This is a genomic window from Pseudomonas sp. UME65 (genome assembly GCF_014170225.1).
In the GTDB taxonomy this organism is placed as follows: domain Bacteria; phylum Pseudomonadota; class Gammaproteobacteria; order Pseudomonadales; family Pseudomonadaceae; genus Aquipseudomonas; species Aquipseudomonas protegens.
This window is the reverse complement of sequence record NZ_LZZQ01000012.1, coordinates 70,659-94,403: the sequence shown is the minus strand read 5'-3', so window position 1 is coordinate 94,403 and position 23,745 is coordinate 70,659. Positions and strand designations below refer to the sequence as shown.

At 66.2% G+C, this 23,745-nt stretch carries 21 protein-coding genes; 6 read left to right on the top strand and 15 right to left on the bottom strand.

The window, feature by feature from the left end; all coding sequences use genetic code 11:
- Positions 1-726 precede the first annotated feature (726 nt).
- Positions 727-2,271 (bottom strand): RNA-binding protein, encoded by a 1,545-nt coding sequence (locus A9971_RS14675; protein WP_183000127.1) that lies wholly within the window; start codon positions 2,269-2,271, stop codon positions 727-729.
- A 204-nt stretch (positions 2,272-2,475) separates the two neighbouring features.
- Here A9971_RS14675 and rtcR point away from each other — a divergent pair, with 204 nt between their 5' ends.
- Entirely contained in the window at positions 2,476-4,068 is a 1,593-nt protein-coding gene (gene rtcR, locus A9971_RS14670) for an RNA repair transcriptional activator RtcR (RefSeq protein ID WP_183000126.1), read from the top strand.
- A gap of 116 nt (positions 4,069-4,184) precedes the next feature.
- On the opposite strand, the gene A9971_RS14665 is transcribed toward rtcR, so the two are convergent.
- Positions 4,185-4,604, bottom strand: a complete 420-nt coding sequence (locus A9971_RS14665; RefSeq protein ID WP_053150603.1) for a PaaI family thioesterase — start codon at positions 4,602-4,604, stop codon at positions 4,185-4,187.
- A 197-nt stretch (positions 4,605-4,801) separates the two neighbouring features.
- On the opposite strand from A9971_RS14665, the gene A9971_RS14660 reads away from it, so the two are divergent.
- Positions 4,802-5,599 carry a DUF4349 domain-containing protein gene (locus A9971_RS14660; protein ID WP_041117320.1) on the top strand — a complete coding sequence of 266 codons (798 nt, stop codon included), beginning with the start codon at positions 4,802-4,804 and terminating at the stop codon, positions 5,597-5,599.
- A gap of 103 nt (positions 5,600-5,702) precedes the next feature.
- Here A9971_RS14660 and A9971_RS14655 read toward each other — a convergent pair whose 3' ends face one another.
- Both A9971_RS14655 and A9971_RS14650 read right to left on the bottom strand, forming a co-directional pair.
- Complete coding sequence (locus A9971_RS14655; protein ID WP_041117318.1) at positions 5,703-6,245, bottom strand: ATP phosphoribosyltransferase regulatory subunit; 543 nt, start codon at positions 6,243-6,245, stop codon at positions 5,703-5,705.
- Between the two features lie 413 nt (positions 6,246-6,658).
- Positions 6,659-7,750 carry a DUF1615 domain-containing protein gene (locus A9971_RS14650; RefSeq protein ID WP_072451379.1) on the bottom strand — a complete coding sequence of 364 codons (1,092 nt, stop codon included), beginning with the start codon at positions 7,748-7,750 and terminating at the stop codon, positions 6,659-6,661.
- 332 nt (positions 7,751-8,082) lie between these two features.
- Here A9971_RS14650 and A9971_RS14645 point away from each other — a divergent pair, with 332 nt between their 5' ends.
- Both A9971_RS14645 and A9971_RS14640 read left to right on the top strand, forming a co-directional pair.
- Positions 8,083-8,697, top strand: a complete 615-nt coding sequence (locus A9971_RS14645) for a LysE family translocator (RefSeq protein ID WP_011060595.1) — start codon at positions 8,083-8,085, stop codon at positions 8,695-8,697.
- A gap of 51 nt (positions 8,698-8,748) precedes the next feature.
- Complete coding sequence (locus A9971_RS14640) at positions 8,749-10,299, top strand: FAD-dependent oxidoreductase (protein ID WP_183000125.1); 1,551 nt, start codon at positions 8,749-8,751, stop codon at positions 10,297-10,299.
- Here A9971_RS14640 and A9971_RS14635 read toward each other — a convergent pair.
- Positions 10,286-11,143: an SDR family NAD(P)-dependent oxidoreductase gene (locus A9971_RS14635; RefSeq protein ID WP_183000124.1), complete on the bottom strand. Its 858-nt coding sequence runs from the start codon at positions 11,141-11,143 to the stop codon at positions 10,286-10,288. The two genes, A9971_RS14640 and A9971_RS14635, sit on opposite strands and share 14 nt — an antisense overlap.
- A gap of 161 nt (positions 11,144-11,304) precedes the next feature.
- Between A9971_RS14635 and A9971_RS14630 the strand changes: the two genes are divergently transcribed.
- Positions 11,305-12,210 carry a LysR family transcriptional regulator gene (locus tag A9971_RS14630; protein WP_183000123.1) on the top strand — a complete coding sequence of 302 codons (906 nt, stop codon included), beginning with the start codon at positions 11,305-11,307 and terminating at the stop codon, positions 12,208-12,210.
- 39 nt (positions 12,211-12,249) lie between these two features.
- Here A9971_RS14630 and A9971_RS14625 read toward each other — a convergent pair whose 3' ends face one another.
- The 7 genes from A9971_RS14625 to A9971_RS14595 all read right to left on the bottom strand — a co-directional run bounded on the left by A9971_RS14625 (position 12,250) and on the right by A9971_RS14595 (position 20,105).
- Entirely contained in the window at positions 12,250-14,724 is a 2,475-nt protein-coding gene (locus tag A9971_RS14625; RefSeq protein WP_183000122.1) for a TonB-dependent siderophore receptor, read from the bottom strand.
- Between the two features lie 102 nt (positions 14,725-14,826).
- A complete protein-coding gene (locus A9971_RS14620) occupies positions 14,827-15,798 on the bottom strand; it encodes a FecR family protein (protein WP_183000121.1) in 972 nt (323 codons plus the stop codon).
- The gene (locus A9971_RS14615) at positions 15,795-16,316 is read right to left on the bottom strand and encodes a sigma-70 family RNA polymerase sigma factor (protein ID WP_015635079.1); all 522 of its coding nucleotides are present in this window, start codon (positions 16,314-16,316) and stop codon (positions 15,795-15,797) included. The genes A9971_RS14620 and A9971_RS14615 overlap by 4 nt, the downstream gene beginning before the upstream one ends.
- A 110-nt stretch (positions 16,317-16,426) precedes the next feature.
- Entirely contained in the window at positions 16,427-17,401 is a 975-nt protein-coding gene (gene hemB / locus A9971_RS14610; RefSeq protein WP_015635078.1) for a porphobilinogen synthase, read from the bottom strand.
- Between the two features lie 286 nt (positions 17,402-17,687).
- Positions 17,688-18,284 (bottom strand): hypothetical protein, encoded by a 597-nt coding sequence (locus A9971_RS14605; protein WP_183000120.1) that lies wholly within the window; start codon positions 18,282-18,284, stop codon positions 17,688-17,690.
- Positions 18,281-19,183 carry a PhzF family phenazine biosynthesis protein gene (locus A9971_RS14600; RefSeq protein WP_015635076.1) on the bottom strand — a complete coding sequence of 301 codons (903 nt, stop codon included), beginning with the start codon at positions 19,181-19,183 and terminating at the stop codon, positions 18,281-18,283. The genes A9971_RS14605 and A9971_RS14600 overlap by 4 nt, the downstream gene beginning before the upstream one ends.
- A gap of 217 nt (positions 19,184-19,400) precedes the next feature.
- Positions 19,401-20,105, bottom strand: a complete 705-nt coding sequence (locus A9971_RS14595) for a glutathione binding-like protein (protein WP_011060585.1) — start codon at positions 20,103-20,105, stop codon at positions 19,401-19,403.
- A gap of 227 nt (positions 20,106-20,332) precedes the next feature.
- On the opposite strand from A9971_RS14595, the gene A9971_RS14590 reads away from it, so the two are divergent.
- Complete coding sequence (locus A9971_RS14590) at positions 20,333-21,007, top strand: histidine phosphatase family protein (protein ID WP_171820699.1); 675 nt, start codon at positions 20,333-20,335, stop codon at positions 21,005-21,007.
- Here A9971_RS14590 and A9971_RS14585 read toward each other — a convergent pair whose 3' ends face one another.
- The 3 genes from A9971_RS14585 to A9971_RS14575 are packed head-to-tail and all read right to left on the bottom strand — an operon-like array spanning position 21,008 to position 23,693.
- Positions 21,008-22,297 carry an FAD-binding oxidoreductase gene (locus A9971_RS14585; RefSeq protein ID WP_123430399.1) on the bottom strand — a complete coding sequence of 430 codons (1,290 nt, stop codon included), beginning with the start codon at positions 22,295-22,297 and terminating at the stop codon, positions 21,008-21,010.
- A complete protein-coding gene (locus A9971_RS14580; protein ID WP_011060582.1) occupies positions 22,294-23,040 on the bottom strand; it encodes an amino acid ABC transporter ATP-binding protein in 747 nt (248 codons plus the stop codon). The genes A9971_RS14585 and A9971_RS14580 overlap by 4 nt, the downstream gene beginning before the upstream one ends.
- The gene (locus A9971_RS14575; RefSeq protein WP_011060581.1) at positions 23,037-23,693 is read right to left on the bottom strand and encodes an amino acid ABC transporter permease; all 657 of its coding nucleotides are present in this window, start codon (positions 23,691-23,693) and stop codon (positions 23,037-23,039) included. Before A9971_RS14575 ends, A9971_RS14580 begins: the two co-directional genes overlap by 4 nt.
- Positions 23,694-23,745: the final 52 nt, after the last annotated feature.

Sequence of the window (23,745 nt, the reverse complement as noted above, 5' to 3'; positions counted from 1 at the left end):
AGGGTGCGCAGGAGCCGGGTCGCAGCAGACGATCTCGGGGGTCTCTTCGCTGGCAAGCCAGCTCCTACGAAATTGCGGTGTTCGGTGCAAACGGCGACAAGTGGAGGTGAAACATGCAGCGCGCTCTGCCTCTGAGCTAGCACCTTGCGGTGAACGGGACTCGAACCCGCGACCACGCTGTCCTGTAGTTCCACCGGCATTCGCCGGGTCAATCGGTGCAGGCCGGGCCTGCGGGCAGCGACAAGGGAACAGGCACATTTGCTCTACCGACTGAGCTACAGCCTTGCGGCTGGCGGGGTTCGAACCCGCGACACGATGTAGTACCCGTGGCATTCGCTGCCATCCCGCCGAGGCGGGGGGAAAAGATGCGACGACAAGGAGTCGATGAAACGGTGCACTCGCGTTCTGACCATTGAACCACGGCGCCGTTTTCCGGCACCGGCGGGAATCGAACCCGCATCTCGAACCTTGGATGTAGTTCCATCAGCATTCGTCGCAAAAACTGCAAAAAAGGTGGCACGACAAAAGAAGTGACTGATCGCCGGATTCGAACCGGCTTAACCAATATGTACAGCCACTGGCATTCGTGCCGTCACCGGTCCTGACAAGAGTTGCTGAGACGCCTTTGGATGTAGTCACAGCGGCATTCAGGGCCAATGAGCAAAAAATCTGTGGTGTGCGCCGGCTGGCCGGCGCACGGTGTGTTTCATCCTCTACCGATCAGCGTTACATCGCCTCGATAGCCTTTACCCAGTGCTGCGCACCGTAATTGCCCGCAGTGAACTGCTCGATCACATCGAACACCGCGTCACTGAAGCCGCCGACGTTGAGGATGTCCTCGCGGTCCGGTGCCTGGGTCGTGGCCCCGGGCTGCATGTCGATGCATACCAGCTTCGCCTGCGGGTTGATGGCCCGGATCCGCTCCCACTGGCGCATCGTTTCCGTGGCGCCGTGGCGCCGCGCATCGATCCACGACTCGTTGTCCGAGACCAGGATCAGGGTGTCCACGCGGCTCTTGGCGTTGGCCAGCTGCGCCAGGGGCGCCGAGCAGTTGGTCCCCCCTCCGCCGATGTTCGCCAGCTTCTGCGCATTGCTCATCACGCTGTCCCGCGGGTTGAGGTGGATGTTCACCACTCCACGCTCGAACGGCATGACCCGCGCCGCCGGCTGCTTGCGCAACACCGCTGCCGCCACCAGTGCCGCCACATCGATGCAGCGCACCGCGGTGGTGGCGCCCTGGCGATAGCCGGTAACAGGGCTGTGCATCGAGCCCGATACATCCGGGCAGACCACCACGTTGCCCGCCAGCGCCGGCACGTTGGCCAGGGACAGCTCCAGGGCATCCTGCAGCGCCTCGCGGACCGGCTGCGGCACCTCGTCACCGGCCATGCGGTAGGCCGCCAGCAACTGGTACGGGTAGACCCGGGCCTTGGCCACCTCCCCCGCATCCGCCAGCCGCGCCGCCACGTACTCGGTGCAACCCGGCACCTGGAACGCGCCGTGGCGCGCCAGGGTATTGAGGTTCATGCGCAGCCCCTGCCAGCCCATGTTGCGGGCCTGCCCGGCCCATTGTTCGGTGCTCAGTGTCTCGTTGCCGAGCAACTGGAACGGCACCTGGGGCACTTCCCGGGTCGCTCCGCTGCGAAACGCCAACAGGTCCCGGGTCAGCTCAGGCAGCGCCTGCACATCCACCGGCTTGCCGATCAACCAGGCAAAGAAGGCTTCACGCCAGGCCTCGCTTGGCTTGGGGTGAACCATCTTCACCACGTCCGCCAGGGACGGCTGGTTGCCGATCGAGGCCTGCAACAGCTGGCGCTCGGTAGCGCTGTTCAACCAGTTCTGCACCAGGCGCTTGGGCTGCGACCCCAGGGATTTGCGCCCGGTCACGCCGCTGCGCAGGATCTGCACGAAGTTGCGCAGCATCTTGCCGTTGTCCACCACCTGGGCGAACAGCTCCGGCACCAGGGCCGAGCGTTGCGCGGTCAGTGCCGCCAGCAGCAGCGCCGGCATGTCCTTCATATGGCCTTGCTGCCGAGCGTAACGGGCGGCCTGGGCGACGAAGCGGCTGTCCAGCTCGCTCACCAATTGCAGTACCGCTTCCAGCTGGCCTTCAGGCGAGGTGTAGAAGGTCGAGTTCAGGCAACCGGTGACCGCCAGCTGGGCCAGGCGATGCTTGGCGTTGTAGGCATAGGCCCCGGCCTTGGAAGCGTTCAGGGTGGTGCTCGCTGGCGCTTTTGCCTGTTGGGTGTTGAACAGCTGGAAGTTGGCCATCTTGGCGTCTCGCTCTGTTGTCTTGTTCGTTGCCAGAGATATTGCAGCCGCTGTGCCAGGTTTTGATTTTCCAACAAATTATTTTTCAACTCATTGATTTATAAGGTTTTTATTTTTTATCACTTTTTCATCAAGTATCCGGCAAGACAAACGCCTCGATAATTTTATATCTTTGCTTATCGTTTTTTATCTCCAGGTATAAAAATGTCGAACAAGCCCACGGTCGCCATAGGTTTTGTCGGTTCCACCCTCGATCGCGTCGGCAAGGGTGCCAACCGCTGGAGCCATTGGCGGCCCACGGTCGGTCTGTGCCAGCAGCAGGATGTGCTGATCAACCGCCTGGAACTGATCCATGGCCTGGACGCGCGGGATGTCAGCCTGGCCGAACGGGTGGCCAACGACGTGCGCCAGGTGTCGCCGGAAACCGAGGTGCGCCTGCACCCCATGGGCCTGAACAATCCCTGGGATTTCGAGGAGGTGTACGGCGCCCTGCACGACTTCACCAGCGCCTACCCGTTCGACACCGAGCGCGAGGACTACCTGGTGCACATCACCACCGGCACCCACGTGGCGCAGATCTGCTGGTTCCTGCTGACCGAGGCGCGCTACCTCCCTGCCCGGCTGATCCAGACCTCGCCGGCGCGGCGCCGCGACCCTGACCAGCACGCCACCGGCACCCACGCCCTGATCGACCTCGACCTGTCGCGCTACGACCGCATCGCCTCGCGTTTTGCCCACAAGCGCCTGGAAGGCCTGGCCTTCCTCAAGTCCGGGATCGCCACCCGCAACCCGGCATTCAACCGCTCCATCGAGCAGATCGAACGGGTTGCCGTGCGCTCCAGGGCACCGATGCTGCTGATCGGCCCCACCGGTGCCGGCAAGTCGTTCCTGGCCCGGCGCATCTATGAGCTCAAGCGTGGCCGGCACCAGGTGCAGGGGCGCTTTGTCGAGGTCAACTGCGCCACCCTGCGTGGGGACGGGGCCATGTCGGCACTGTTCGGCCATATCAAGGGCGCCTTCACCGGCGCCCAGAATGCCCGCGAAGGCCTGCTGCGGGCGGCGGATGGCGGCATGCTGTTTCTCGACGAGATCGGTGAACTGGGGCTGGACGAACAGGCCATGCTGCTCAAGGCCATCGAGGAGAAGCGTTTCTTTCCCATGGGTTCGGACCAGGAGGTGCAGAGCAATTTCCTGATCATCGCCGGCACCCACCGCGACCTGCGTGGCCGGGTGGCCCAGGGCCTGTTCCGCGAGGACCTGTATGCGCGGATCAACCTCTGGACCTTCAACCTGCCGGGGCTGGCGGGGCGCCGCGAAGACATCGAACCGAACATCGATTTCGAGCTGGAGCGTCACGCCCGGGAACAAGGGCAGCTGGTGCGCTTCAACCTTGAAGCGCGGCGACGCTACCTGGCCTTTGCCAGCTCCAGCGAAGCGGCGTGGCTGGGCAACTTCCGCGAGCTGTCGGCGTCCATCACCCGCATGGCCACCCTGGCCGACAGCGGGCGCATCGACCAGGCCCAGGCCGAGGAAGAGATCCAGCGCCTGCGCCACGCCTGGGGGCAGGAGAACCAAGAGGACGAACTGCAGAAACTGCTGGGCGACGATGTGCAGCTGGACCTGTTCGACCGCCTGCAACTCAAGGCTGTGATTGCCGAGTGCCGCCGCGCCGACAGCCTGTCGGAGGCGGGGCGCCGGCTGTTCGGCGTGTCGCGCCTGGGCAAGGCCAACCCCAACGACGCCGACCGCCTGCGCAAATACCTGGCGCGTTTCGGCCTGGATTGGAAACAGCTGTAGCCGCTGCCGCTGGCTGCGCAGCAGACGCTGCGATCCTGAGGCCCCTGCGCGATCGACGGAAGATCGCCAGGCAAGGTCCTGCGGACCTTTGCGCAGCTTCGCAGGCTCAGCAGCGGCTACAGGGCTGCGGTTGGGACGGCGAAGACGCCGCTGGCCCGGGCCACTTCCTGTTCGCCGACCCGCAGCACCACGGTGGCAAAGGCCATCTGCCGGCCACGCTTGGCATGCTCCAGGTGCACCTCGATCCATTCCCCGACCTGCACCGCGCCCAGGTAGTCGAGGGTCATGCTGGCGGTGATCAACGGCAAGGGCGGATCGCTGGAAAACGCCATGGCGTAGCCCATGCCGATGTCCGCCAGGGTGGCGATGATGCCGCCATGCACCGTGCCCCGGCCGTTGGCGTGGCGGGTGTCGGCGCGCAGGCCGACGCGCAGTTCGCTGCCACTGCCGCAGCCGTAGACCGGGCCGATCAGTTCCAGCAGCGGGCTGCTGCGGGGCAAGGGGGCAAAGCCTGGGGGGATATCCGACTCGCGCATGACGCACTCCTTGATCTGCGCCGAAACACCGTCGTCCCGGGCTGCCACAGGTGTAGCCCTGAACCCGCTCCGCGCCTATCAGCATCAGCCAGGAAAATTATCCTCGATAAGCCCAGCCGGGATCGTGGTCTTTCCCCGAACGACGGTAAGATGCGCACCTGCGACCCTGTCGCCGATTCATCCCTCAAGGAGCCCCCATGCAACATCAGGACGATCACCCTGCGAAATTCCGTCGACTGGCCCTGGCCCTGTTCGGCGCCCTGGCCCTCAGCGCCTGCTCTCCCAGCGACCACAACAGCAGCGCCGTGGCCTTGGGCGGGGCCCAGGGCAAGGCCGGCGCGCAATTGGCCTATGAGCATGAACTGAGCCTGTCGCTGCCAGCCGCGCAGATCGGTCCGCGCCTGGCGCAAACCCGCGAAGCCTGCGAGAAGGCCCAGTTCGGCCCGTGCAATATCCTGCGCCTGGAACAGGGCAAGTACCGCGCCCAGGTGACGCTGCGAATAGTTCCGGACGGTGTGGAGCCCATCGTCCAGCAGGCCTCCCAGGGCGCGGAACTGGGCGAGCGCATCACCAGCGCCGAAGACCTGGCCGATGCCGTGGCCGATGTGCAGCGCCAGCAGCAGCGGCTCAAGGCCCAACAGCAGCGCCTGGACGAACTGGCGGCGCGCAAGGACATCAGCGTCAGCGACCTGATTGCCCTGAGCCGGGAACAGGCCGGCATCGAGAACGACCTGCAGGCCCTGGCCCAGACCGCCGCCGGCCAGCAACGCCGCCTGGACACCAACCTCCTGACCCTGAAGTTCCTGCCCAGCGACGGCGTCCAGCGCGAATCCAGCCTCAAGCGCGCCTTCAGCAACCTGCTGGACAACCTGGCCGACGGCACCGCCGAGGCCCTGGAGAAAGGCAGCTATGTGCTGCCCTTCGTGATCCTGGCCTTCCCCCTGGTGCTGCTGTGGGTCTGGCTGTGGCGCAAATTCGTGCGCCGGCGCCCCTGACCCCACCCGTAGGAGCCGGCTTGCCGGCGAAGAGGCCCGCAAGCCCTGCACCGCCCTGGCGAATGCCTTCGCTGGCAAGCCAGCTCCTACCGCACGCAGGCGGTCAGGCTTGCAGCGCCAGTTGCAGGCGCTCCAGGCCAATGCCGAAGCCGGCTCCCTGGCGATAGGCGCCTGCCCCCACCACTTGCTGCTGCGCCCCCAGGCGCGGGCAGCGTACTTCGAAACCCTCGCCATTGAGGTAGTAGGTCAGGCCGCGCTTGACCCCGAGGTTGAGCTGGTATTCCAGGCCCAAGGCGTCGAGAAAGCCCACGCACAGCGCCCGCGCCTGCTCCAGGGCGCGCTGCGGATCGGGGCCGAGAATCTCCAGGCCCAACTGGGTGAACTCGCGGTAGCGCCCGGCTTGCGGCCGCTCGTAGCGATAGCAGCGGGCAACGTAGAAGAAGGCCGCCTGCTCGCGCCCCGCCAGCAGCTCGCCGGCGGTTTCCTGGAACAGCGCGGTGGCTTCCGGGATCAGGCAGCAAGGCCGCCCGGCCTTGTCGTTGAAGGCCCACATCTGGCCGATGACTTCGCTGCCGCCGGCCTTCTCGATAAAGGTGTCCTGGCCCCACAGCGCCGGGACAATGACTTCTTCAGCGCCCGCTTCGATGAAGCCAGCTCCGGAAGCGTCCTTCCAGGGTGCGCAGGGTGGCGGCTTGTTCGCCGGTGATCATTCGAGTGCCACGTAACATGGTCATGGGTCATTCCTCTGGTTTTTTGACAGGCAATAAAAAAGGCGCCTTGTGGGGCGCCTTGGTTTTTTTCATCGAAGGTCAGTGATCGCGATTGCTCGATGACTGACGGCTCGACGCGCACAAGCGACCACGGCCCCGGAGATGAGGTCGATGGTGATGAAGGCGGGAGACGAGCCGGAAAAAATTCATGGCGCATCCTGCCACGCCGCCCCCGGGCCTGACAAGCAAGCACCTGCGCCCCGCACAACAGTGCCCCCTGTCGAAGCCGGCTTGCCGGCGAAGAGGCCCTGCATCGCCCTGGCGGCCGTCTTCGCTGGCAAGCCAGCTCCTACAGCGGGCGTTGCAGGCAGCGCTGGTAGCGTTCGTCCACCCGTTTGGCGAACCAGGCGGTGGTCAGCTGGCGGGTGATCTTCGGGCTCTTGAGTTCGATACCGGGCAGTTGCTGGCGCGGTACGGGCTTGCCCGCCGTGCGATCGGCCAGGGCGAACACCTGACGGTACAGCTCGGTTTCTTCGAAGTCCTGGCGGTCGCCCTTCTCCAGCTGGGCGCGGATCTGCGGGTTACGCAGCCCCAGCTGCTTGCCCAGGGTGCGCACCGCCAGCTCGGTGCTGCCGGGCATGATCGAGCCGTAGCGGATCAGGTCGCCATCCAGCGCCAGCCTGATCCCGCTGGCACGGCTCACCGCGCTCTGGAACGCCGCGTTGCGGCTGGCGTACCAGCCGGCGTTGAAATCGGCGAAACGGTACAACGGCTGCGGGTAGTCCACCGGGTAGCCCAACAGGTGGGCGATGCCAAAATACAGGCCGCCGCGGCGGCTGAAGACCTCATGACGGATGGAGTCCTGCACCGGGTAGGGATAGCCCTGGGCATGCTGCTGGGCGAACTCGATGCTGACCTGCATCGGCCCACCGGTGTGCACCGGGTTGAAGCCGCCGAACAGGGTCTTGCCCAGGGGCACCATGCCGATGAAGTCATCGAAGATCGCACTCAATTCCTTCTCGCTGCGGGCACTGGCCAGGCGCTGGCTGTAGGACTGGCCGTCCGGGCCGCGCACTTGCAGGGCGGCGCTGACCAGCAGCGCCGGCACATGCACCTTGGCCGCGCGGCGGTCGATCTCTTGCCGGGCGATGCGCCCCAGGCCCGGCACCGTCGGGTCGACCTGGAAGGTGGATTCCTGCTCGGTCACCGCCAGCACCGCGCACAGGTTGCTCTGGCTCGGCTCAAGGCCCTGGGCGCTGAAGGCCACCTGGATGTCCCGGGCCCAGCCCGGGCGGTCCGCCACCTGGGCCGGCAGCAGGCGCAGGATCCGGGCCTGGGTCTGTTCGGGGGTCAGTGTTGGTGCCTGGGGGCCGCGCTGGCTGGCGCAACCGGCTAGCAGCGACAGGCCCAGGAAGCAACTGAGAAGACGAGAGGAAATCATGGGGCTCCGCGAGATGGCTGGGCGAGGGCCGTGCAAGTAAAGCAGCGGCTGGGGCGTTCGACCAAGGAATGCGAGCGCTGTTCCCGCCGCGGCCCTCGTAGCCGCTGCCGCAGGCTGCGTAGCAGACGCTGCGACCCTGAGGCCTCTGCGCGATCGGCGGGAGATCGCCAGGCAAGGTCCTGCGGACCTTTGCGCAGCTTCGCGGGCTCAGCAGCGGCTACAGGCTAGAATCCTTCTATTGGCGGTGTGGCTGGGTGTATTTTGATGACCCCCGACTTAGGTGTGGCGCCCAGCCCTGACCCCGCGCCTGCCCTCAATGGAGTGATGCCCGGATGTTGACCCTGGATTTCCTGATCACCAGCCTGATCGTCGTGCTGATTCCCGGCAGCGGCGTGATCCTGACCATTTCCACCGCCCTGGTGGCCGGCAAGCGCGCCAGCCTGTTCACCGCCATCGGCTGCACCGCCGGGATTGTCCCGCACCTGCTGGCCTCGATCCTCGGCCTGTCGGCCATCCTGCACTCCAGCGCGCTGGCCTTCCAGGGCCTGAAGTTCGCCGGCGTCGCCTACCTGCTGTACCTGGCCTACGCCACCTGGCGCGACCGCTCGGCCTTCGCCGTGGACAGCAACGCCGTCAGCCATGGCCCCGGCGCGCTGATGCTCAAGGCCTGCCTGCTGAATATCCTCAACCCCAAGCTGACCCTCTTCTTCCTGGCCTTCCTGCCCCAGTTCATCGCCCATGACGGCAGCGACCCGATCCCGCAGATGCTGCTCCTGAGCGGCGTGTTCATGGCCATGACCTTCTTCGTGTTCGTGCTCTATGGCCTGCTGGCCAACCTGTTCCGCACCGCGGTGATCGAATCGCCCCAGGTGCAGAACTGGCTGCGCCGCAGTTTTGCCGCAAGCTTCGCCGGGCTCGGCCTGAACCTGGCCTTCGCCCAGCGCTGAGCCCGGCGGCAGCCGCCTGCATGACCTTGATCGTCTACCGAGGGCAAGCCCATGAATTGCAGCGACGTACTGATCATCGGCGCCGGCCCCACCGGCCTGGTCCTGGCGCTCTGGCTGCGCCGGCAGGGGGTCAAGGTACGGATCATCGACAAGACCCCGGGCCCGGGCACTACCTCCCGGGCCCTGGCGGTGCAGGCGCGAACCCTTGAGCTGTACCGCCAGCTGGACCTGACCCGGGCCATCGTCGAGCGCGGCCACCATGTGCCGGCGGTGAACCTCTGGGTCAAGGGCGAGCGCGCCGCCCACCTGCCGTTCAACGCCATCGGCGAAGACCTGACGCCCTACCCCTTCCTGCAGATCTTTCCTCAGGACGAACACGAGCAACTGCTGATCGAACGCCTGGCGCTGCAGGGGGTGGAGGTCGAACGCAACACCGAGCTGCTGGCCTTCACCGACCACGGCCACCTGATCAACGCCCGCCTGCGCGGCCCCGACGGGCGCGAAGAACACTGCCAGGCCTTCTACCTGGCCGGCTGCGACGGCGCCCGCTCCACGGTGCGCAAGACCCTGGGCACCGGCTTTCCCGGCGGCACCTACCAGCAGATGTTCTACGTCGCGGATGTGCAGGCCAGCGGCCCGAGCATCGACGGCCAGTTGCACGTGGACCTGGACGACGCCGACTTTCTCGCGGTGTTCCCCCTGGCCCAGAGCGGCCGCGCACGGCTGATCGGCACGGTGCGCGACGAGCGTGCCGAGCACCCGGAGAACCTGCGCTTCGAGGATGTCAGCCAGCGCGCCATGCGCCAGCTCAAGGTCGAGGTGGCCCAGGTCAACTGGTTCTCCACCTACAAGGTGCATCACCGGGTGGCCGAGCAGTTTCGCACCGGCCGGGTGTTCCTCCTCGGGGACGCCGCCCACGTGCACAGCCCGGCCGGCGGCCAGGGCATGAACACCGGGATCGGCGACGCCATCAACCTGGCCTGGAAACTGGCAGCGGTACTGAGCGGCAAGAGTGCCGAGCGCCTGCTGGAAACCTACGCCACCGAACGCATGGAGTTCGCCCGGCGCCTGGTGGCCACCACCGACCGGGTGTTCAGCTTCGCCACCGCCGACGGCCCGGTGGCCTACCTGGCGCGCACCCGCCTGGCGCCCCTGCTGCTGCCGAAGATCGCCGCCTTCGACAGCGCCCGGGAGTTTCTCTTCCGTACCGTGTCGCAGATCACCCTGAACTACCGCGGCATGCCCCTGAGCGCCGGCGGCGTCGGCCCGGTGCACGGCGGCGACCGCCTGCCCTGGGTGCGCGATGGTGAACACGACAACTTCGACAGCCTGGAGTACCTGGGCTGGCAGGTGCATGTCTACGGCGTCACCAGTGACGCCCTGCGCGACTGGTGCACCGCGCACCAGGTGCCGTTGCGCACCTTCGACTGGCGCCCGGCCCATGCCGCCGCGGGGCTGGCGCGCAACGCCTTCTACCTGCTGCGCCCGGACACCTACGTGGCCCTGGCCGAGCGCTCGGCCGACCCGCGCGTGCTGGAGCGCTACTTCCGCGAACGGGAGATCTCCCCGCAGAGCGCCGCCCCCTCCCTCAAGCCCCGATGAAAGGCTGCTTGATCTGCCCCCAGCGCCGGGCGAACTGCTCCGGCGTGGCCGCCGCGATCCGCTTCAGGTCCCGGGGGTAATCCACACCGGGGGCCTCCTGGGGGCGCCAGGCACTGAACTGGCCATTGCTGGCCCGCAGGATGTAGCCGCTGTCCTGGCACTGCTCGCTGACCAGAAACAGCACCCCCGGCGTCACCCAGTCCGGCTTGAGTTCCGGCGGCTCCTCGCTGACGCCCCACATGCGGGTCTTGGCCACCGGCGACACCGCGTTGACCCGGATCCCGTGCTCCGCCCCTTCCTGGCCCAGGGCATTCATGATCCCGACCTGGGCCATCTTGCCCGCGCAGTAGGCCAGCAGCCCCGGCTGGGCATATTCCGAGTACAGCGCACGGTCGGAGGTGGTCAACAGCAGCCGCGGTGCGGCGGACTGCCGCAGATGGGGCCAGGCATGCCTGGCCAGCCAGATGGGCGCATACAGGTTGATCCCCAGCATGCGCTCGAGAAACCCGGCGTCGGTCTGCTCCAGCGCCTGGTAGCCAACCCAGCCGGCGTTGTGAATCAGGATATCCAGGCTGCCAAAGGCCTCCAGGGTGCGCTGCACCAGCCCCTGGCAACCGGCCTCGGTGCCCAGGTCGGCGGTGTCGGCCAGCGCCCTGGCACCGCTGGCCCGCAAGGCCCGCACCGCATCATGGGCGACACTGTCATCCGCCCCGCTACCGCTGCCGTCACTCCCGCAATCGCTGATCACCACCTGGGCACCACGACGGGCCAGGGCCCGTGCATAACTCAAGCCCAGGCCGCGCCCGGCGCCGGTGACAATCGCCGTTCTGCCGCTGAAATCCATGCTCTTCCCTCCTGTGTGAATTCCAGGGTAACAGCATGAAAATCAGTGACTTAATACTAAATTCCAGGTTCTGTGAGAGGTTTTTGATATCAATGAATTCGCTGTGAAACCATGAGCCTTGGGGTTTACAGTCCCAAAGCCCCCAGCCAGGAAGCATCGCCATGATCGAAACGCGCCTGTTGCGCCAGTTCATCGCCGTCGCCGAAGAACTGCACTTTCACAAGGCCGCCACGCGCCTGCACATGGCCCAGCCGCCCCTGAGCCAGGCCATCGCCCGCCTGGAGGAAAAACTCGGTTTCAGCCTCCTGCGGCGCAATCGTCGAGGCGTGGCCCTGACCCCGGCCGGGGCGGATTTTCTGCACAGCGCCCGGCGCACCCTGGCTACCCTGGAACAGGGCATCGAGCAGGCGCGCCATATTGCCCAGGGCCTGGCCGGCAGCCTGCGCGTCAGTAGCCTGTCACTGGCCGGCTACCCGAGCTTGCTCGCCAGCCTGCGGGGCTTTCGCCAGGCCTTGCCCGAGGTGCGCCTGGAACTGCGGGAACTGCCTTCGGCCGAGCAGCTCAAGGGCTTGCTCGGCGGCGACATCGACCTGGCGTTCATGCGTGAGCTGCCGCTGCCCGAAGGGCAGATAGCCTCGCGCCTGATCCTCGATGAGCCGATCGTCATCGCCCTGCCCCACGACCACCCCCAGGCCCAGGCGCCAGAGGTGGACCTGCGGGAGCTGGCCAACGAGGACTTCGTGTTCACGCCCCAGGCCCTGGGCAGCGGCTACCACAACCAGTTGATGGCGCTGTGCAGCGCGGCCGGGTTCACCCCGAAGGTGGTCCAGGAAGTGGCCCGGGTCCAGACCCAGCTGGGCCTGGTGGGCTGCGGTTTCGGCGTGGCCCTGGTGCCCCGCTCGATGGCCGATGCGGTGCTGCAGGGCAGCGTCGCCTACCGCCCGCTGCGGGCCATGGGCACGCAGCCAGGGCCAAGCATCGGGCTGTACATGAACTGGCACCGGGACAACCCTTCGCCACAGCTGCAGCGTTTCATGGCCTTGCTCGACGCCGGGCCCGGGGCCTGAAGCGGCCGTGCAGAAGGTCTGCGCGGCCGCTTCCAGGCCTTAGAAGTCGGCCTTGACCGACAGAGTGAGGTTGCGCGGGTCACCGTAGAAATTGCCGAAGCCTTCGGTGCCGATGGTGGTGTAGTAGCGCTTGTCCAGCAGGTTGTTGCCGTTCAGCGCCAGGGACCAGGTGTCGTCGATGCGATAGCCGATGCGGCCGTTCCAGATCGCATAGCCGGCCTGGCGGATGTGGTTGCCGCTGGTGGGCGAGACTCGGTAGTTGTCACTCTGGGCGTTGACCCCGGCCCCCACGGTGAAGCGCTCCAGGGCACCGCCCAGCTGGTAGTCGCCCCAGACCCGCAGCAGGTGGCGCGGCACGTAGGTGGTGAACGGCAAGCCGTTGTTGGCGCTGTTGGCGTCCTCCAGGGTCTTGGTCTGGGTGTAGGTGTAGCCGGCCAGTACTTGCAGGCGTTCGATCACCTCACCGCTGAGCTCCGCTTCAAAGCCCTGGGCGCGGACCTTGCCCGAGTTCAGCGAGCAGGTGCTGTCCGGGCAGGCCGGGTCGTCCTGCTGCGCGTCCTGCTGGATGGTGCGGAACAGGCTGAAGGCGCTGTTGAGGCGGCCATCGAACCACTCGCCCTTGATCCCCAGCTCGTAGCTCTTGCCCACCAGCGGCTTGAGGGAGGCGCCGTCCAGGGTCCGATAGCTGCCCTGGGGGGTGAAGATGCTGGAGTAGCTGGCGTAGGCCGTGAGGTTGTCGTTGAGGTCGTACAGCACCCCGGCGAACGGCGTGACCTCGCCGGTTTCCTTGGATCGGGCACTGCTGGGCGTGCGCGTATCGCGCCAGTAGGCCACCGAATCGTTCTGCGACTTGTACCAGCTGACCCGGCTGCCCATGACCAGGGTCAGCGGGTCGGCGAGCTTCAGGCGCACAGTGGAATACAACCCTTGCTGCTGGATCCGCAGATCAGTGGGGCCGCCCCGGGTGGAGTTGCTTTCGTAGTAGCTGTCGTCGGGCTTGGGCAGGTGGTGATCGGGGTCCAGCACATTCTGCCGCTGGGGCAAGCCGGCCACGGCGTAGAAGTCGTCCTTGATCGAGCGGCTGGCGTTGGCGCCGAAGGTCAGCTCGTGCTCCTGGCCAAAGGCCTGGAAGTGCCCGTCGACATAGGCATCGAAGCCGTAGTCCACCTGGTCGTAGTCGTAGATGCTGCCCAGCATCAGGGTGCTGGAACGGCTGGCCCCCACCGGCACCGAACCGCTGGGGAAGGCGTACTCGATATCCTGGGTGTTGCGGGTGTAGACCCCGGCTACCTTCAGCGCCCAGTCATCGTTGAGCTGCTGGCGCAGGTCGGCGAAATAGGTCGCGCGCTTGCTGCGCGAATTGTTCCAGGCGGTGTTCAGGCAGGTGGAGCGGCCCAGCTTGAGGTCGCTGCCGTCGCTGTAGCGCGGCAGGCCGCCCCAGCACGGGCGCGAGTCGACGTCTTCATAGGCCATGCCCAGGCCCAGGGTGGTGGCGTCACTGAGGTCGAAATCCAGGGCGCCGTAGTAGACCTGGTCCTTGCGCTCGCCCAGGTCGTAGAAGTACTGCCGGGTCTGCTGGGTCACCACCGCCCGGCCGCGGACGGTACCGGCATCGTTCAACGGCCCGCCGGTGTCCACCTGGGCCCGGTAGTTGTCCCAGCTGCCGGCGGACATCGTCAGTTCGGTGTGCGGCGTGGCCTGGCCGCGCTTGCGCACGAAGTTCACCGAGCCGGCAGTGCCGCCCGCGCCCTTGAGCATACCGGCAGCGCCGCGCAGGATCTCCACCCGGTCATAGAAGGCCATGTCGCTGCTGAAGCTGTCGGCCTGTACGTAGCTGCTACCCATGTCCAGGGGCACGCCGTCGTACTGGTACTGGCCGGTCATGCGAAAGCCCCGGGAGTAGAAATACCTGCCGCCCATGGGCGAGTCGTAGAGGGTGATGCCCGGGGTCTTCTCCATCACCTGGTCAATGGTGTTGAGGTTCTGGTCATCAAGCATCTTGCGGGTGATCACGGTCACCGACTGCGGGGTTTCCTTGAGCGAGTGCTGGCCCTTGCCGATGGTGACCGCGCCTGTGGTGTAGGAACCGGAATACTCGGTGGTGGCCCCCAGCTCCTGGCCCTGCACCTGGGTGGTGCCCAGCTCCAGAGCGCCGCTGCCCTGGGGCACGGGGCGCAGCACGAAGCTGCCGTTGCTCTGTGGCTCGGCCTGCCAGCCGCTGCCGGCGAGAATCCGCGCAAAGCCTTCCTGTACCCCGTATTCACCCTTGAGCCCCGCCGAACGCAGGCCGGCGGTCTGCCGGGCATCGAAGGAAATTGCCGCGCCGGCGGCGCTGGCGTAACGGCTCAGCACCTCGGTCAGGTCACCGGCGGCAATATCGAAGCGGCGCACCGCGGTCTGTTCGCTGGCCGCCACTGCGGTCAACGGCAGCAGTGCCGCCCCGTAGACCGCCAGTGCGCCCCAGAGCCCGACCTTGATCGCCTGGGCCAACTTCGACTTGTGAACATCAGACATGCTTTGCCTTCCCCGCTAACGAAAATGAATCCACTGGGGGATAAGCCGGACCAGGAGGGGCAAACATGCAAAGACCCTTGAATTTTTTTTCGCCCCGCGGATTCAACCCATGCGGCTATCGGAAACCCGTACCCAGTAGCGGGTGTAGCGCTTGATCTGCAGGGAGAAACCGCTTTCCAGCGCCGCCAGGGCGCGGTCGGTGTCATCGATGGGGAAGGCCCCGGAGATCTTCAGCCCGGCAATCTGCGGATCGCACTGCACAACCCCGCGGCGGTAGCGCGACAGGTCGGCCAGCAACTCCCCCAGGGGCCGGTCGATGGCGATGATGCTGCCCTGGCGCCAGGCACCCACAGCGGCATCGTTGGGCCGCAGCGCGGCAAAGCCCCCGGCGCTGAACGCCAGTTGCTGGCCGGCCTCGACCCGACGCGGCGCAAGGCCTGCGCCCAGGCTGACCTGCACCGCGTGCTCCAGCACCGCCACCTGCTCCTCACGCTCATCGCTGCGCAGCACGAAGCGAGTGCCCAGGGCCAGCACCTCAGCGTCCCGGGTGAAAACCCGGAACGGCCGCTGCAAGGGATCGGCAGCGGTGCTGACCAGCATCTCGCCCCACAACAGCTGCACCTTGCGTTGCTGGCTGTCGAACTGCACGTTGATCGAGGTGTTGGTGTTGAGCAGCAGCGAAGTGCCGTCCGCCAGGCGCACTTGCCGGCGCTCGCCGATCTGGGTCCGGTAGTCCGCCAGCAGTTGCTGGGCGCTGTCGCTGCGCCAGCCCAGCCAGCCCAGGGAACCGGCCGAGGCCAGCACCACCAGGTTGCGCATCAGCTCGCGGCGCGAGCGCCCTGCCCCGCGCAAGGCGGAACCGGCCAGGCCGCCGGGCAGCGCCGACATCTGCTCGCCCAGTTGCTGCATGCGTTCCCACGCCTGGCGGTGCAAGGGATCGGCGGCCAGCCATTCGCGCCAGGCGGCCTGCTCCTGCTCGCTGGCGCTGCCGGAGCGCAATTGCGCGTACCAGCGTGCCGCGCCGCTGATGGCCTGGCGCTCGCCGACGCTCAGTTGCAGGCCGGCGAAACTCATGACAGCTGCATCCGCATCTGCATCAGGCAGCAATGCTCCATGGCCTTGGCCATGTAGTTGCTCACGCTGCGCACGGAAATCTGCAGGCGCTCGGCGATCTGCTCGTAGGTCAGGCCGTCGCACTGGGACAGCAGGAAAGCCTGTTTCACCTTGGGCCCCAGGCCATCCAGCAGCCGGTCGATTTCCATCAGCGCCTGGAACAGCACGCTCTGCTCCTCCGGCGACGGGTGCTCGCCCTCGGGTACCAGGGCCAGGGCTTCGAGGTAGGCCTGCTCCAGGGAACGTCGGCGAAACAGATCGATCAGCAGGCCCCGGGCAATGCGCGACAGGTAGGGCCGCGGCTCACGGATCTCCACTGCGTTGCGCGCCTTGAGCACCCGCACGAAGGTGTCCTGGGCCAGGTCGGCGGCATCGAAGGCGTTGCCCAGGCGCTGGCGCAACCAGCCCTGCAGCCAGCCATGGTGATGGGTGTAGAGGTCGGTGACGGCACAGCGCAGGGATAAGTCGTCGGCGGGCATGACAGTAAGGATTCATATTTGATAATGAATCGCATTGTCATGTAGAGGCGGAAGTCTTGGCAATAGCCACGAACGCCGGGCGACGTTCGTGGCAGTGCTGCGGGGCCTAATCAGATCCCGGCCAGGGCCAGGTCCATGGCGAAGTAGGTGAAGATCAGATCGGCACCGGCGCGCTTGATCGAACCCAGGGTTTCGCGCACCACTCGCTGCTCGTCGATGGCGCCGGCCTGGGCGCCGAACTTGATCATCGCGTACTCGCCGCTGACCTGGTACGCCGCCACCGGCAGGCGCGAAGCCTCGCGGATGTCGCGGATGATGTCCAGGTAGGCCCCGGCGGGCTTGACCATCAGCGAGTCGGCGCCTTCCTGCTCGTCCAGCAAGGACTCGCGCACCGCTTCGCGGCGGTTCATCGGGTTCATCTGGTAGCTCTTGCGATCGCCCTTGAGCGCGCTGCCGCCGGCTTCACGGAACGGGCCATAGAGCGCCGAGGCGAACTTGGTGGAATAGGCCATGATCGGCGTCTGGGTGAAGCCGGCGGCGTCCAGGGCGCGGCGGATGGCCTGGACCTGACCGTCCATGGCCGCCGACGGCGCGATCACATCGGCGCCGGCACGGGCCGCGGCCACCGCCTGCTTGCCGAGGTTGAGCAGGGTCTGGTCGTTGTCCACTTCATGGCCGTGCATCACGCCACAGTGGCCGTGATCGGTGTATTCGCAGAAGCAGGTGTCGGACATCACGATCATCTCCGGCACCGCATCCTTGGCGATGCGCGACATGCGCGACACCAGGCCGTTTTCCTTCCAGGTATCGCTGCCGTCGCAGTCCAGGTGGTGGGAGACGCCGAAGGTCATCACCGACTTGATCCCGGCGCGGGCGTAGCGCTCGATCTCGCCGGCCAACCTGGATTCGGGAATGCGCATCACCCCGGGCATGCTCTTGATCGGCACGAAATCGTCGATTTCTTCCTCGACGAAAATCGGCAGCACCAGGTCGTTGAGGGTGAATTCGGTTTCCTGGAACAGGCTGCGCAGTTGTTCGGAGCGACGCAGGCGACGCGGACGGGCTTCTGGGAACTGGCTGGACATGATTTTTCCTAAGGCTGAGCGCGAAACAACACGAGCTATGGCGAAAAAAGGCTGAAAGCTTATGCCCGCAGCCGCCCCGGTACAAACCCGCACGGCTCAAGAGAGTCTTGCCCAAGCCGTAACAATGCCCTTGAGGCCCCGCGATCCAGGGGGTATCGGCCACTCGACGCGGCCAGCCTGCGACCATCTGACGCAACAGCGGCAGCCGCCATTGAAAAACCTACGTGCGACAAATCCGGCGGTTGACCGCTTGCAGCAGCTCCTGGCTCCCGCACGGGTGTGCACACTACGGCGGCTCACTGCCCTGCAAATTGAGGGTGTAGTCCTTCAGAGGCGTTTTGAAGTAGGCCATGCCGGTATCGTCAACCTTTCCCCTGAGCACGATTTTCTTGATCCGGTCGGCAACTTCATCGGCAGCGTTTTCGGACTGAATCGTCGCTTCGATGCACTCGCCAGGCCGGTAACCCACAGTTCGAACGATCAGATTGAGATCGACGTAATGGTCAGCCTCGCGGCCCACCACGCGACGATTTTCCGGGCCCTGGGTCCAATATATCTCCACGACTTTGCCGGCTGATGGCTTGACCGGCAGGTTGCACGTGGCATTCACCGCCACGCCGTTGTCCCCTGGCGTGGCCGCCACGCTGGCGGATGCCGCGGATTCGCTCCCCGGTGTATTACCAGGCAAGGTTGCCGGGCCGGGCGGTTGTTTGACCGCTGTGGTTTGTGCAATGCAAAGCAGTGGATCAAGCGCCAGCAAACCCAGCAGGCCTGCCCGCAGCATCCAGCCCTTCCAGGACACAACCTGGGCCCAGGCGCACAGGAGCCGTGCCGGCTTGTGCGTGCCGGTGCCTGCAAAATCGCCAGGTGCCAGCGCGCTCATGGATGCCTCGGTCCAGTGGGCGAAGGTGTGTTCTCGCACGTTTGCTCACTGCTTGGGAAAAGCCGCAGGTGCCCTTCGATGCAGGTTCGTGCCGTGCCGCCGATCCAGATTTCATCGCCGATCTGTTCCACGTCAATCCGCCCTGCCCGGCCCATGCTCAGGCCCTGGCTGACGCGGTAGCGCGCCGGCGCCAGCCCGGCGCCCAGCAACCACTGGGCGATGCCGGCATTGAGGCTGCCGGTGGCCGGGTCTTCGGGCATGCCATCACCGGCGATAAAGGCCCGTACCTCGAACTGCGCGTCGCTGTCATCACGCTCGGGGTCACAGGGCGCGATCACCCCGACCGCCAGACCGATCAGCGCCGGGTAGTCCGGTTGCAGGTCCAGCACCTGCTGGCGTTCGCCGAGCATCACCGCCAGCCAGCCGGCGCCGTTGTCGACCCACTGCGCCTGCACGATGTCCCCGGGCGTAAGGCGCAGGCCACGGCGCACCTGCTCCAGCACCTGGGGCTCCACCGGGCCGGCCTTGAGCAGCGGCGGCGCGAGAAAGGCCAACTGATCGCCCTGGCGGCGGATGCGCACCAGGCCCACTTCGCACTCCTGGATGATCTCCTCGCCCCGGGGCACGCCGCCGGCTTCGAGCCAGGCGTGGCAACTGCCCAGGGTCGGGTGGCCGGCGAAGGGCAATTCCTGGGTGGTGGTGAAGATCCGCAGGCGGTAGTCGGCCCGGGGATCGCGGGGCTGGAGCAGAAAGGTGGTTTCGCTGAGGTTGGTCCAGTTGGCGAAGGTGGCCATGCGCTCGGTGCTGAGCTCGTCAGCGTTGAATACCACGGCCAAGGGGTTGCCTTTGAGGGGAGTCGAGCTGAAGACATCGACTTGCTTGAAACTTAAGGGGCGCATGCAAAAATTCCTGTTTCTTAATAAGGCCCAGCGTTATGAGGCACAACGTTGGCTGTAGCCGCTGCCGAGCCAGGGTGAGGCTGCGAAAGAGCGGGCTGCGTTCGGTACGCAGGCCCTGGCTGGGCGCCCCCAGACACCCCCCTGGCATTCTTGGGATCGCCGCCACCGCTGCGCGCTCGTGCACAGCCTGCGGCAGCGGCTACAGGGCGTGCGTGCGTCAAGAAACCTTGGGAATCTCCAACCCGCGGATCACCGCCGGGCGCGCCACGAATTTGGCCAGCACTCGCTTGACCTCGGGGAAGTTGTCGATGCCCACCAATTCACCCGCCTCATAGAACCCGATCAGATTGCGAATCCACGGAAAGGTCGCGATATCGGCAATGGTGTAGCGCTCGCCCATGATCCACTCGCGCCCCCCCAGGTGCTTGTCCAGCACCCCCAGCAGACGCTTGGCCTCGTTCACGTAGCGCTCCAGCGGCCGCTTGTCCTCGTACTCCCTGCCGGCAAACTTGTTGAAGAACCCCACCTGCCCGAACATCGGGCCGATGCCGCCCATCTGGAACATCAGCCACTGGATGGTTTCATAACGCGCCGCCGACTCCTGGGCCAGCAGTTGCCCGCTCTTGTCCGCCAGGTAGATCAGGATCGCCCCCGACTCGAACAGCGCCAGCGGCTGGTCCCCCGGGCCGTGGGGGTCGAGAATCGCCGGGATCTTGTTGTTCGGGCTGACACTGAGGAACTCCGGGGTCATCTGGTCCTGGGTCTCGAAGCTGACCCGATGCGCCTCGTAGGGCAGGCCGATCTCTTCGAGCATGATCGAGACCTTGACCCCGTTGGGGGTCGGCAAGGAATACAACTGAATCCACTCAGGGAATTGCGCAGGCCATTTCTGGGTGACGGCAAAGGCGGAAAGATCGCTCATGACAGGCTTCCAGTCTCAATCAAAAGGGGGCGGCGCCACGGATGGGCAACGGCGGGGAATTATCCGCCGGGTTTTCTTAAATCGGCAACATGCAGCGCTTAAGCTGCCTGCAATCGAACCAAAAGCCGTTCAGGGACTCATAAGCCACGGCCCGATCAGGCCATGAGCAACGACAGGGAACATGGGTTTGTCAGCCTCACGCATCGCACTTGAAGAATGACCGCACCATGAACCTGCCCCGCCGCCTTGCCCGCCACTTCAAGCACCGCCGCTACCTGCCGTTGCCGGCCCTGTTGCTGGGCGGCGCCCTGTGCCTGTCCCTGGAATCCAGCGCCAGCCGCGCGCAACCGGTGGACGGCACCCAGACCCTGGTGTTCCTGCGCCACGCGGAAAAGCCCGCCGGCGGCCTCGGGCAGCTCAACTGCCAGGGCCTGAACCGGGCCATCGACCTGGCCTCGCTGCTGCCGGAGAAATTCGGCAAGGCGCAGTACGTGTTCGCCGCCAACCCCACGCGCAACGTCGAGGAAGGCGAGCTGGACAACTCCTACAGCTATATCCGCCCGCTGATGACCATCAGCCCCAGCGCCATCAAGCTCGGCCTGCCGGTGAACATCGACTTTGCCGCCAATGACACCAGCGACCTGGCGGACGAGCTGCTGCATGACCGCTACCACAACTCGATCATCTACACCGCCTGGTCCCACGGCTACCTGCCGGAGCTGATCAACAAGGTCGCCGAAGAAGCCGTGGGCGAGAAGCGCCCGATTACCGAGGATTGGGCCTCCAGCGACTTCGACTCGCTGTACGTGCTGACCCTGACCTGGCGCAACGGCAAGGCCAGCCTGCACAGCCAGAGCTACAAGCAGGGCCTGGATGACGGTGAGCAGGACTGCCCGAGCTGATCAGCCCAGGGCGTCGAGCAACCGGTACCAGGCTATCCCCGCTCCCAGGTAGAGGCGTTGCAAGCCGTGCAGCGGAATCGGCCGCAATGGCGTGACCGGGAAAGGAAAACCCTGCCCCGCTCCCGTCAGCCGCGCCGCCAGGTGCTTGCCCAGCAGGGTCGACAAGGCAATGCCGCGCCCGTTGTAGCCCAGCAGGATCGACAGCCCCGGCGCCGGCTCGTGCAACTGCGGCAGAAAACTCGGGGTCAGGGCCACGCGCCCGCTCCAGCGATACTCGATGGGGACGCCCGCCAATTGCGGAAACAGGTTCAGCAACGAACGCTCCAGGTGGTTCCAGTCGGCATCCCGGCGCGGCTCGGAAAACGGCCCGCGCCCACCCAGCAGCAGGCGCCCCTGGGCGTCCTGCTTGAAATACAGCAGCAGGCGCCGGGCATCGGAACACACCTCGCCGCCCGGCAGGATGCTCTGGCGCAGCTCGGCAGGCAGCGGCCGGGTGGCGATGATGAAACTGTTGGCGGCGATCACCGTCTGGCGCAACCCCGGCCACAAGTCGTCGGTGTAGCCATTGGTCGCCAGCAGTACCTTCGAGGCACGCACCCGAGCGCTGCGGTCGGTCTCCAGGGTCCAGCGCCCGCCATCGCGCTGCAGCTTCCGGACCCGGCTCTGGCCGTGAATGCTCACCCCCAGCCCCATCGCCACCCGGGCCAGGCCCCGGGCGTAGTTCAGCGGGTGCAGGCTGCCGGCCCGCGGGTCGACCCAGCCGCCCAGGTATTGCGAACTGCCGATGCGCTGGCTCACGGCGGCCTTGTCCAGCAACTCCACGGCCACGCCGCGCTGGCGCCACTGCTCGGCGCGCTGCTCCAGGGTGTGCATCGCCGCGCCGGAAAACGCCGGCTGGATCCAGCCCTTGCGGGTGGCGTCGCAGCGAATGCCGTGTTCCTTGATCAGCTCGAACACTTCATCGGCCGCGCCACCCACGGCATCGATCAGCGCCTCGCCCTGTACCGGGCCGAACTTGGCCAGCAGTTGCTCGGGGTCGAACTTGAGCCCGGGGATCACTTGCCCACCGTTGCGCCCGGAGGCGCCCCAGCCGGGCTCGCCGGCATCCAGCACACAGACGCTGGCACCGCTCTGGGCCAGGCGCAGGGCGCTCACCAACCCGGTGTAGCCGGCGCCGACAATCGCCACATCGACCTCCCGGTCCTCGGCCAGTGCCGGGGTGTGCTCGGCCGGCATGGCCGTGGCCGCCCACAGCGAGGGCGGCATGCGCAGGGGCTCGGATGCGCTCATGCCTGCACCTCCGCGCCCTGGTTGAGCAAGCGCCGCAGGAAGTCCTGGGTGCGCGGGTGGCTCGGGGTGCTGAGCACGGTTCGGGCCGGGCCGGCCTCGACGATGCGCCCGCTGTGGAGGAAGCACACCTGGTCTGCCACGTCCTGGGCAAAGCCCATTTCATGGGTGACCACGATCATGGTCATGCCCTCGTCGGCCAGCTTGCGCATCACCGCCAGCACCTCGCCCACCAGTTCCGGGTCCAGCGCCGAAGTCGGTTCGTCGAAGAGAATCGCCTCCGGGTCCATGGCCAGCGCCCGGGCAATGGCCACCCGTTGCTGCTGGCCGCCGGAGAGCTCGTCCGGGTAGGCGTGCATGCGATGGGCCAGGCCGACCTTTTCCAGCAGCGCCTCGGCCCGCAGGCGTGCTTGCCGGGGGTCCTGTTTCTTGACGTAGATCGGCCCCTCGGTGACGTTCTGCAAGGCCGTGCGATGGGGAAACAGGTTGAAGCGCTGGAACACCATGGCCACCCGGGTACGCAGTTCATGGATGCTCTTGGCCTGCCGGTCGACCCGCGCCCCGCTCACCAGGATGTCGCCCTGCTCGTAGCTTTCCAGGCCGTTGATGCAGCGCAGCAGGGTCGACTTGCCGGACCCCGAGGGCCCGATCAGGCACACCACTTCACCGCTGTGCACCTGTAGGTCGATGCCTTCGAGCACCGCCACGTTGCCAAAGCTCTTGTGTACGCCCTTGATCTGGATCATGGCTTTCTCCGGGTGCTGATGCGCGCCTCCAGGCGGCGCAGGGCAAAGGACAGCGGCAGGCTCAGGGCTAGGTAGAGCAAGGCCACCAGGGTGTAGACGGTCATGTTCTCGAAGGTCGAGGAAGCGATCAGCTGCCCGGCCCGGGTCATCTCGGCCACGGTGATGGTGGACACCAGGGACGAGTCCTTGAGCATCATCACCAGGGTGTTGCCATAGGGAGGCAAGGCGATGCGCAGTGCCTGGGGCAGCACCACCCGGCGCATGATCATCGGCCCGCGCATGCCGATGGATTCGGCGGCCTCGATCTGGCCCTGGTGGATGGCCTGGATACCGGCGCGGAAGTTTTCCGCCTGGTACGCCGAGTAGGCGATGCCCAGGCCGATCACCCCGGCCTGCATGGCGGTGAGCTGGATGCCGAAATCCGGCAGCACGAAGTAGATGTAAAACAGCTGGACGATGATCGGCAGCCCGCGAATGACGTTGACCACGCCGATGGCGAACAACGCCACCGAGCGCACCTTGGACACCATCATCAAGGCGAAGACCAGGCCGATCAGCGAGCTGAGCACGAAGGAGCCAACGGTGACCTGCAGGGTGACCACTGCGCCTTTCAACAGAATGGGCAGGAAGTCCAGAGCGTTCTGGAGAAACATGGAGAGACCCGTTTAATCAGCAGGAAAGGGACCCGGGCCAGGCGCCGGGCCG

What these genes read in the sequence shown, in the direction of transcription:
- A9971_RS14675 (WP_183000127.1), bottom strand. Translation starts at nt 2,271, where the DNA reads ATGGCCAACTTCCAGCTGTTCAACACCCAACAGGCAAAAGCGCCAGCG.
- rtcR (WP_183000126.1), top strand. Translation starts at nt 2,476, where the DNA reads ATGTCGAACAAGCCCACGGTCGCCATAGGTTTTGTCGGTTCCACCCTC.
- A9971_RS14665 (WP_053150603.1), bottom strand. Translation starts at nt 4,604, where the DNA reads ATGCGCGAGTCGGATATCCCCCCAGGCTTTGCCCCCTTGCCCCGCAGC.
- A9971_RS14660 (WP_041117320.1), top strand. Translation starts at nt 4,802, where the DNA reads ATGCAACATCAGGACGATCACCCTGCGAAATTCCGTCGACTGGCCCTG.
- A9971_RS14650 (WP_072451379.1), bottom strand. Translation starts at nt 7,750, where the DNA reads ATGATTTCCTCTCGTCTTCTCAGTTGCTTCCTGGGCCTGTCGCTGCTA.
- A9971_RS14645 (WP_011060595.1), top strand. Translation starts at nt 8,083, where the DNA reads ATGTTGACCCTGGATTTCCTGATCACCAGCCTGATCGTCGTGCTGATT.
- A9971_RS14640 (WP_183000125.1), top strand. Translation starts at nt 8,749, where the DNA reads ATGAATTGCAGCGACGTACTGATCATCGGCGCCGGCCCCACCGGCCTG.
- A9971_RS14635 (WP_183000124.1), bottom strand. Translation starts at nt 11,143, where the DNA reads ATGGATTTCAGCGGCAGAACGGCGATTGTCACCGGCGCCGGGCGCGGC.
- A9971_RS14630 (WP_183000123.1), top strand. Translation starts at nt 11,305, where the DNA reads ATGATCGAAACGCGCCTGTTGCGCCAGTTCATCGCCGTCGCCGAAGAA.
- A9971_RS14625 (WP_183000122.1), bottom strand. Translation starts at nt 14,724, where the DNA reads ATGTCTGATGTTCACAAGTCGAAGTTGGCCCAGGCGATCAAGGTCGGG.
- A9971_RS14620 (WP_183000121.1), bottom strand. Translation starts at nt 15,798, where the DNA reads ATGAGTTTCGCCGGCCTGCAACTGAGCGTCGGCGAGCGCCAGGCCATC.
- A9971_RS14615 (WP_015635079.1), bottom strand. Translation starts at nt 16,316, where the DNA reads ATGCCCGCCGACGACTTATCCCTGCGCTGTGCCGTCACCGACCTCTAC.
- hemB (WP_015635078.1), bottom strand. Translation starts at nt 17,401, where the DNA reads ATGTCCAGCCAGTTCCCAGAAGCCCGTCCGCGTCGCCTGCGTCGCTCC.
- A9971_RS14605 (WP_183000120.1), bottom strand. Translation starts at nt 18,284, where the DNA reads ATGAGCGCGCTGGCACCTGGCGATTTTGCAGGCACCGGCACGCACAAG.
- A9971_RS14600 (WP_015635076.1), bottom strand. Translation starts at nt 19,183, where the DNA reads ATGCGCCCCTTAAGTTTCAAGCAAGTCGATGTCTTCAGCTCGACTCCC.
- A9971_RS14595 (WP_011060585.1), bottom strand. Translation starts at nt 20,105, where the DNA reads ATGAGCGATCTTTCCGCCTTTGCCGTCACCCAGAAATGGCCTGCGCAA.
- A9971_RS14590 (WP_171820699.1), top strand. Translation starts at nt 20,333, where the DNA reads ATGAACCTGCCCCGCCGCCTTGCCCGCCACTTCAAGCACCGCCGCTAC.
- A9971_RS14585 (WP_123430399.1), bottom strand. Translation starts at nt 22,297, where the DNA reads ATGAGCGCATCCGAGCCCCTGCGCATGCCGCCCTCGCTGTGGGCGGCC.
- A9971_RS14580 (WP_011060582.1), bottom strand. Translation starts at nt 23,040, where the DNA reads ATGATCCAGATCAAGGGCGTACACAAGAGCTTTGGCAACGTGGCGGTG.
- A9971_RS14575 (WP_011060581.1), bottom strand. Translation starts at nt 23,693, where the DNA reads ATGTTTCTCCAGAACGCTCTGGACTTCCTGCCCATTCTGTTGAAAGGC.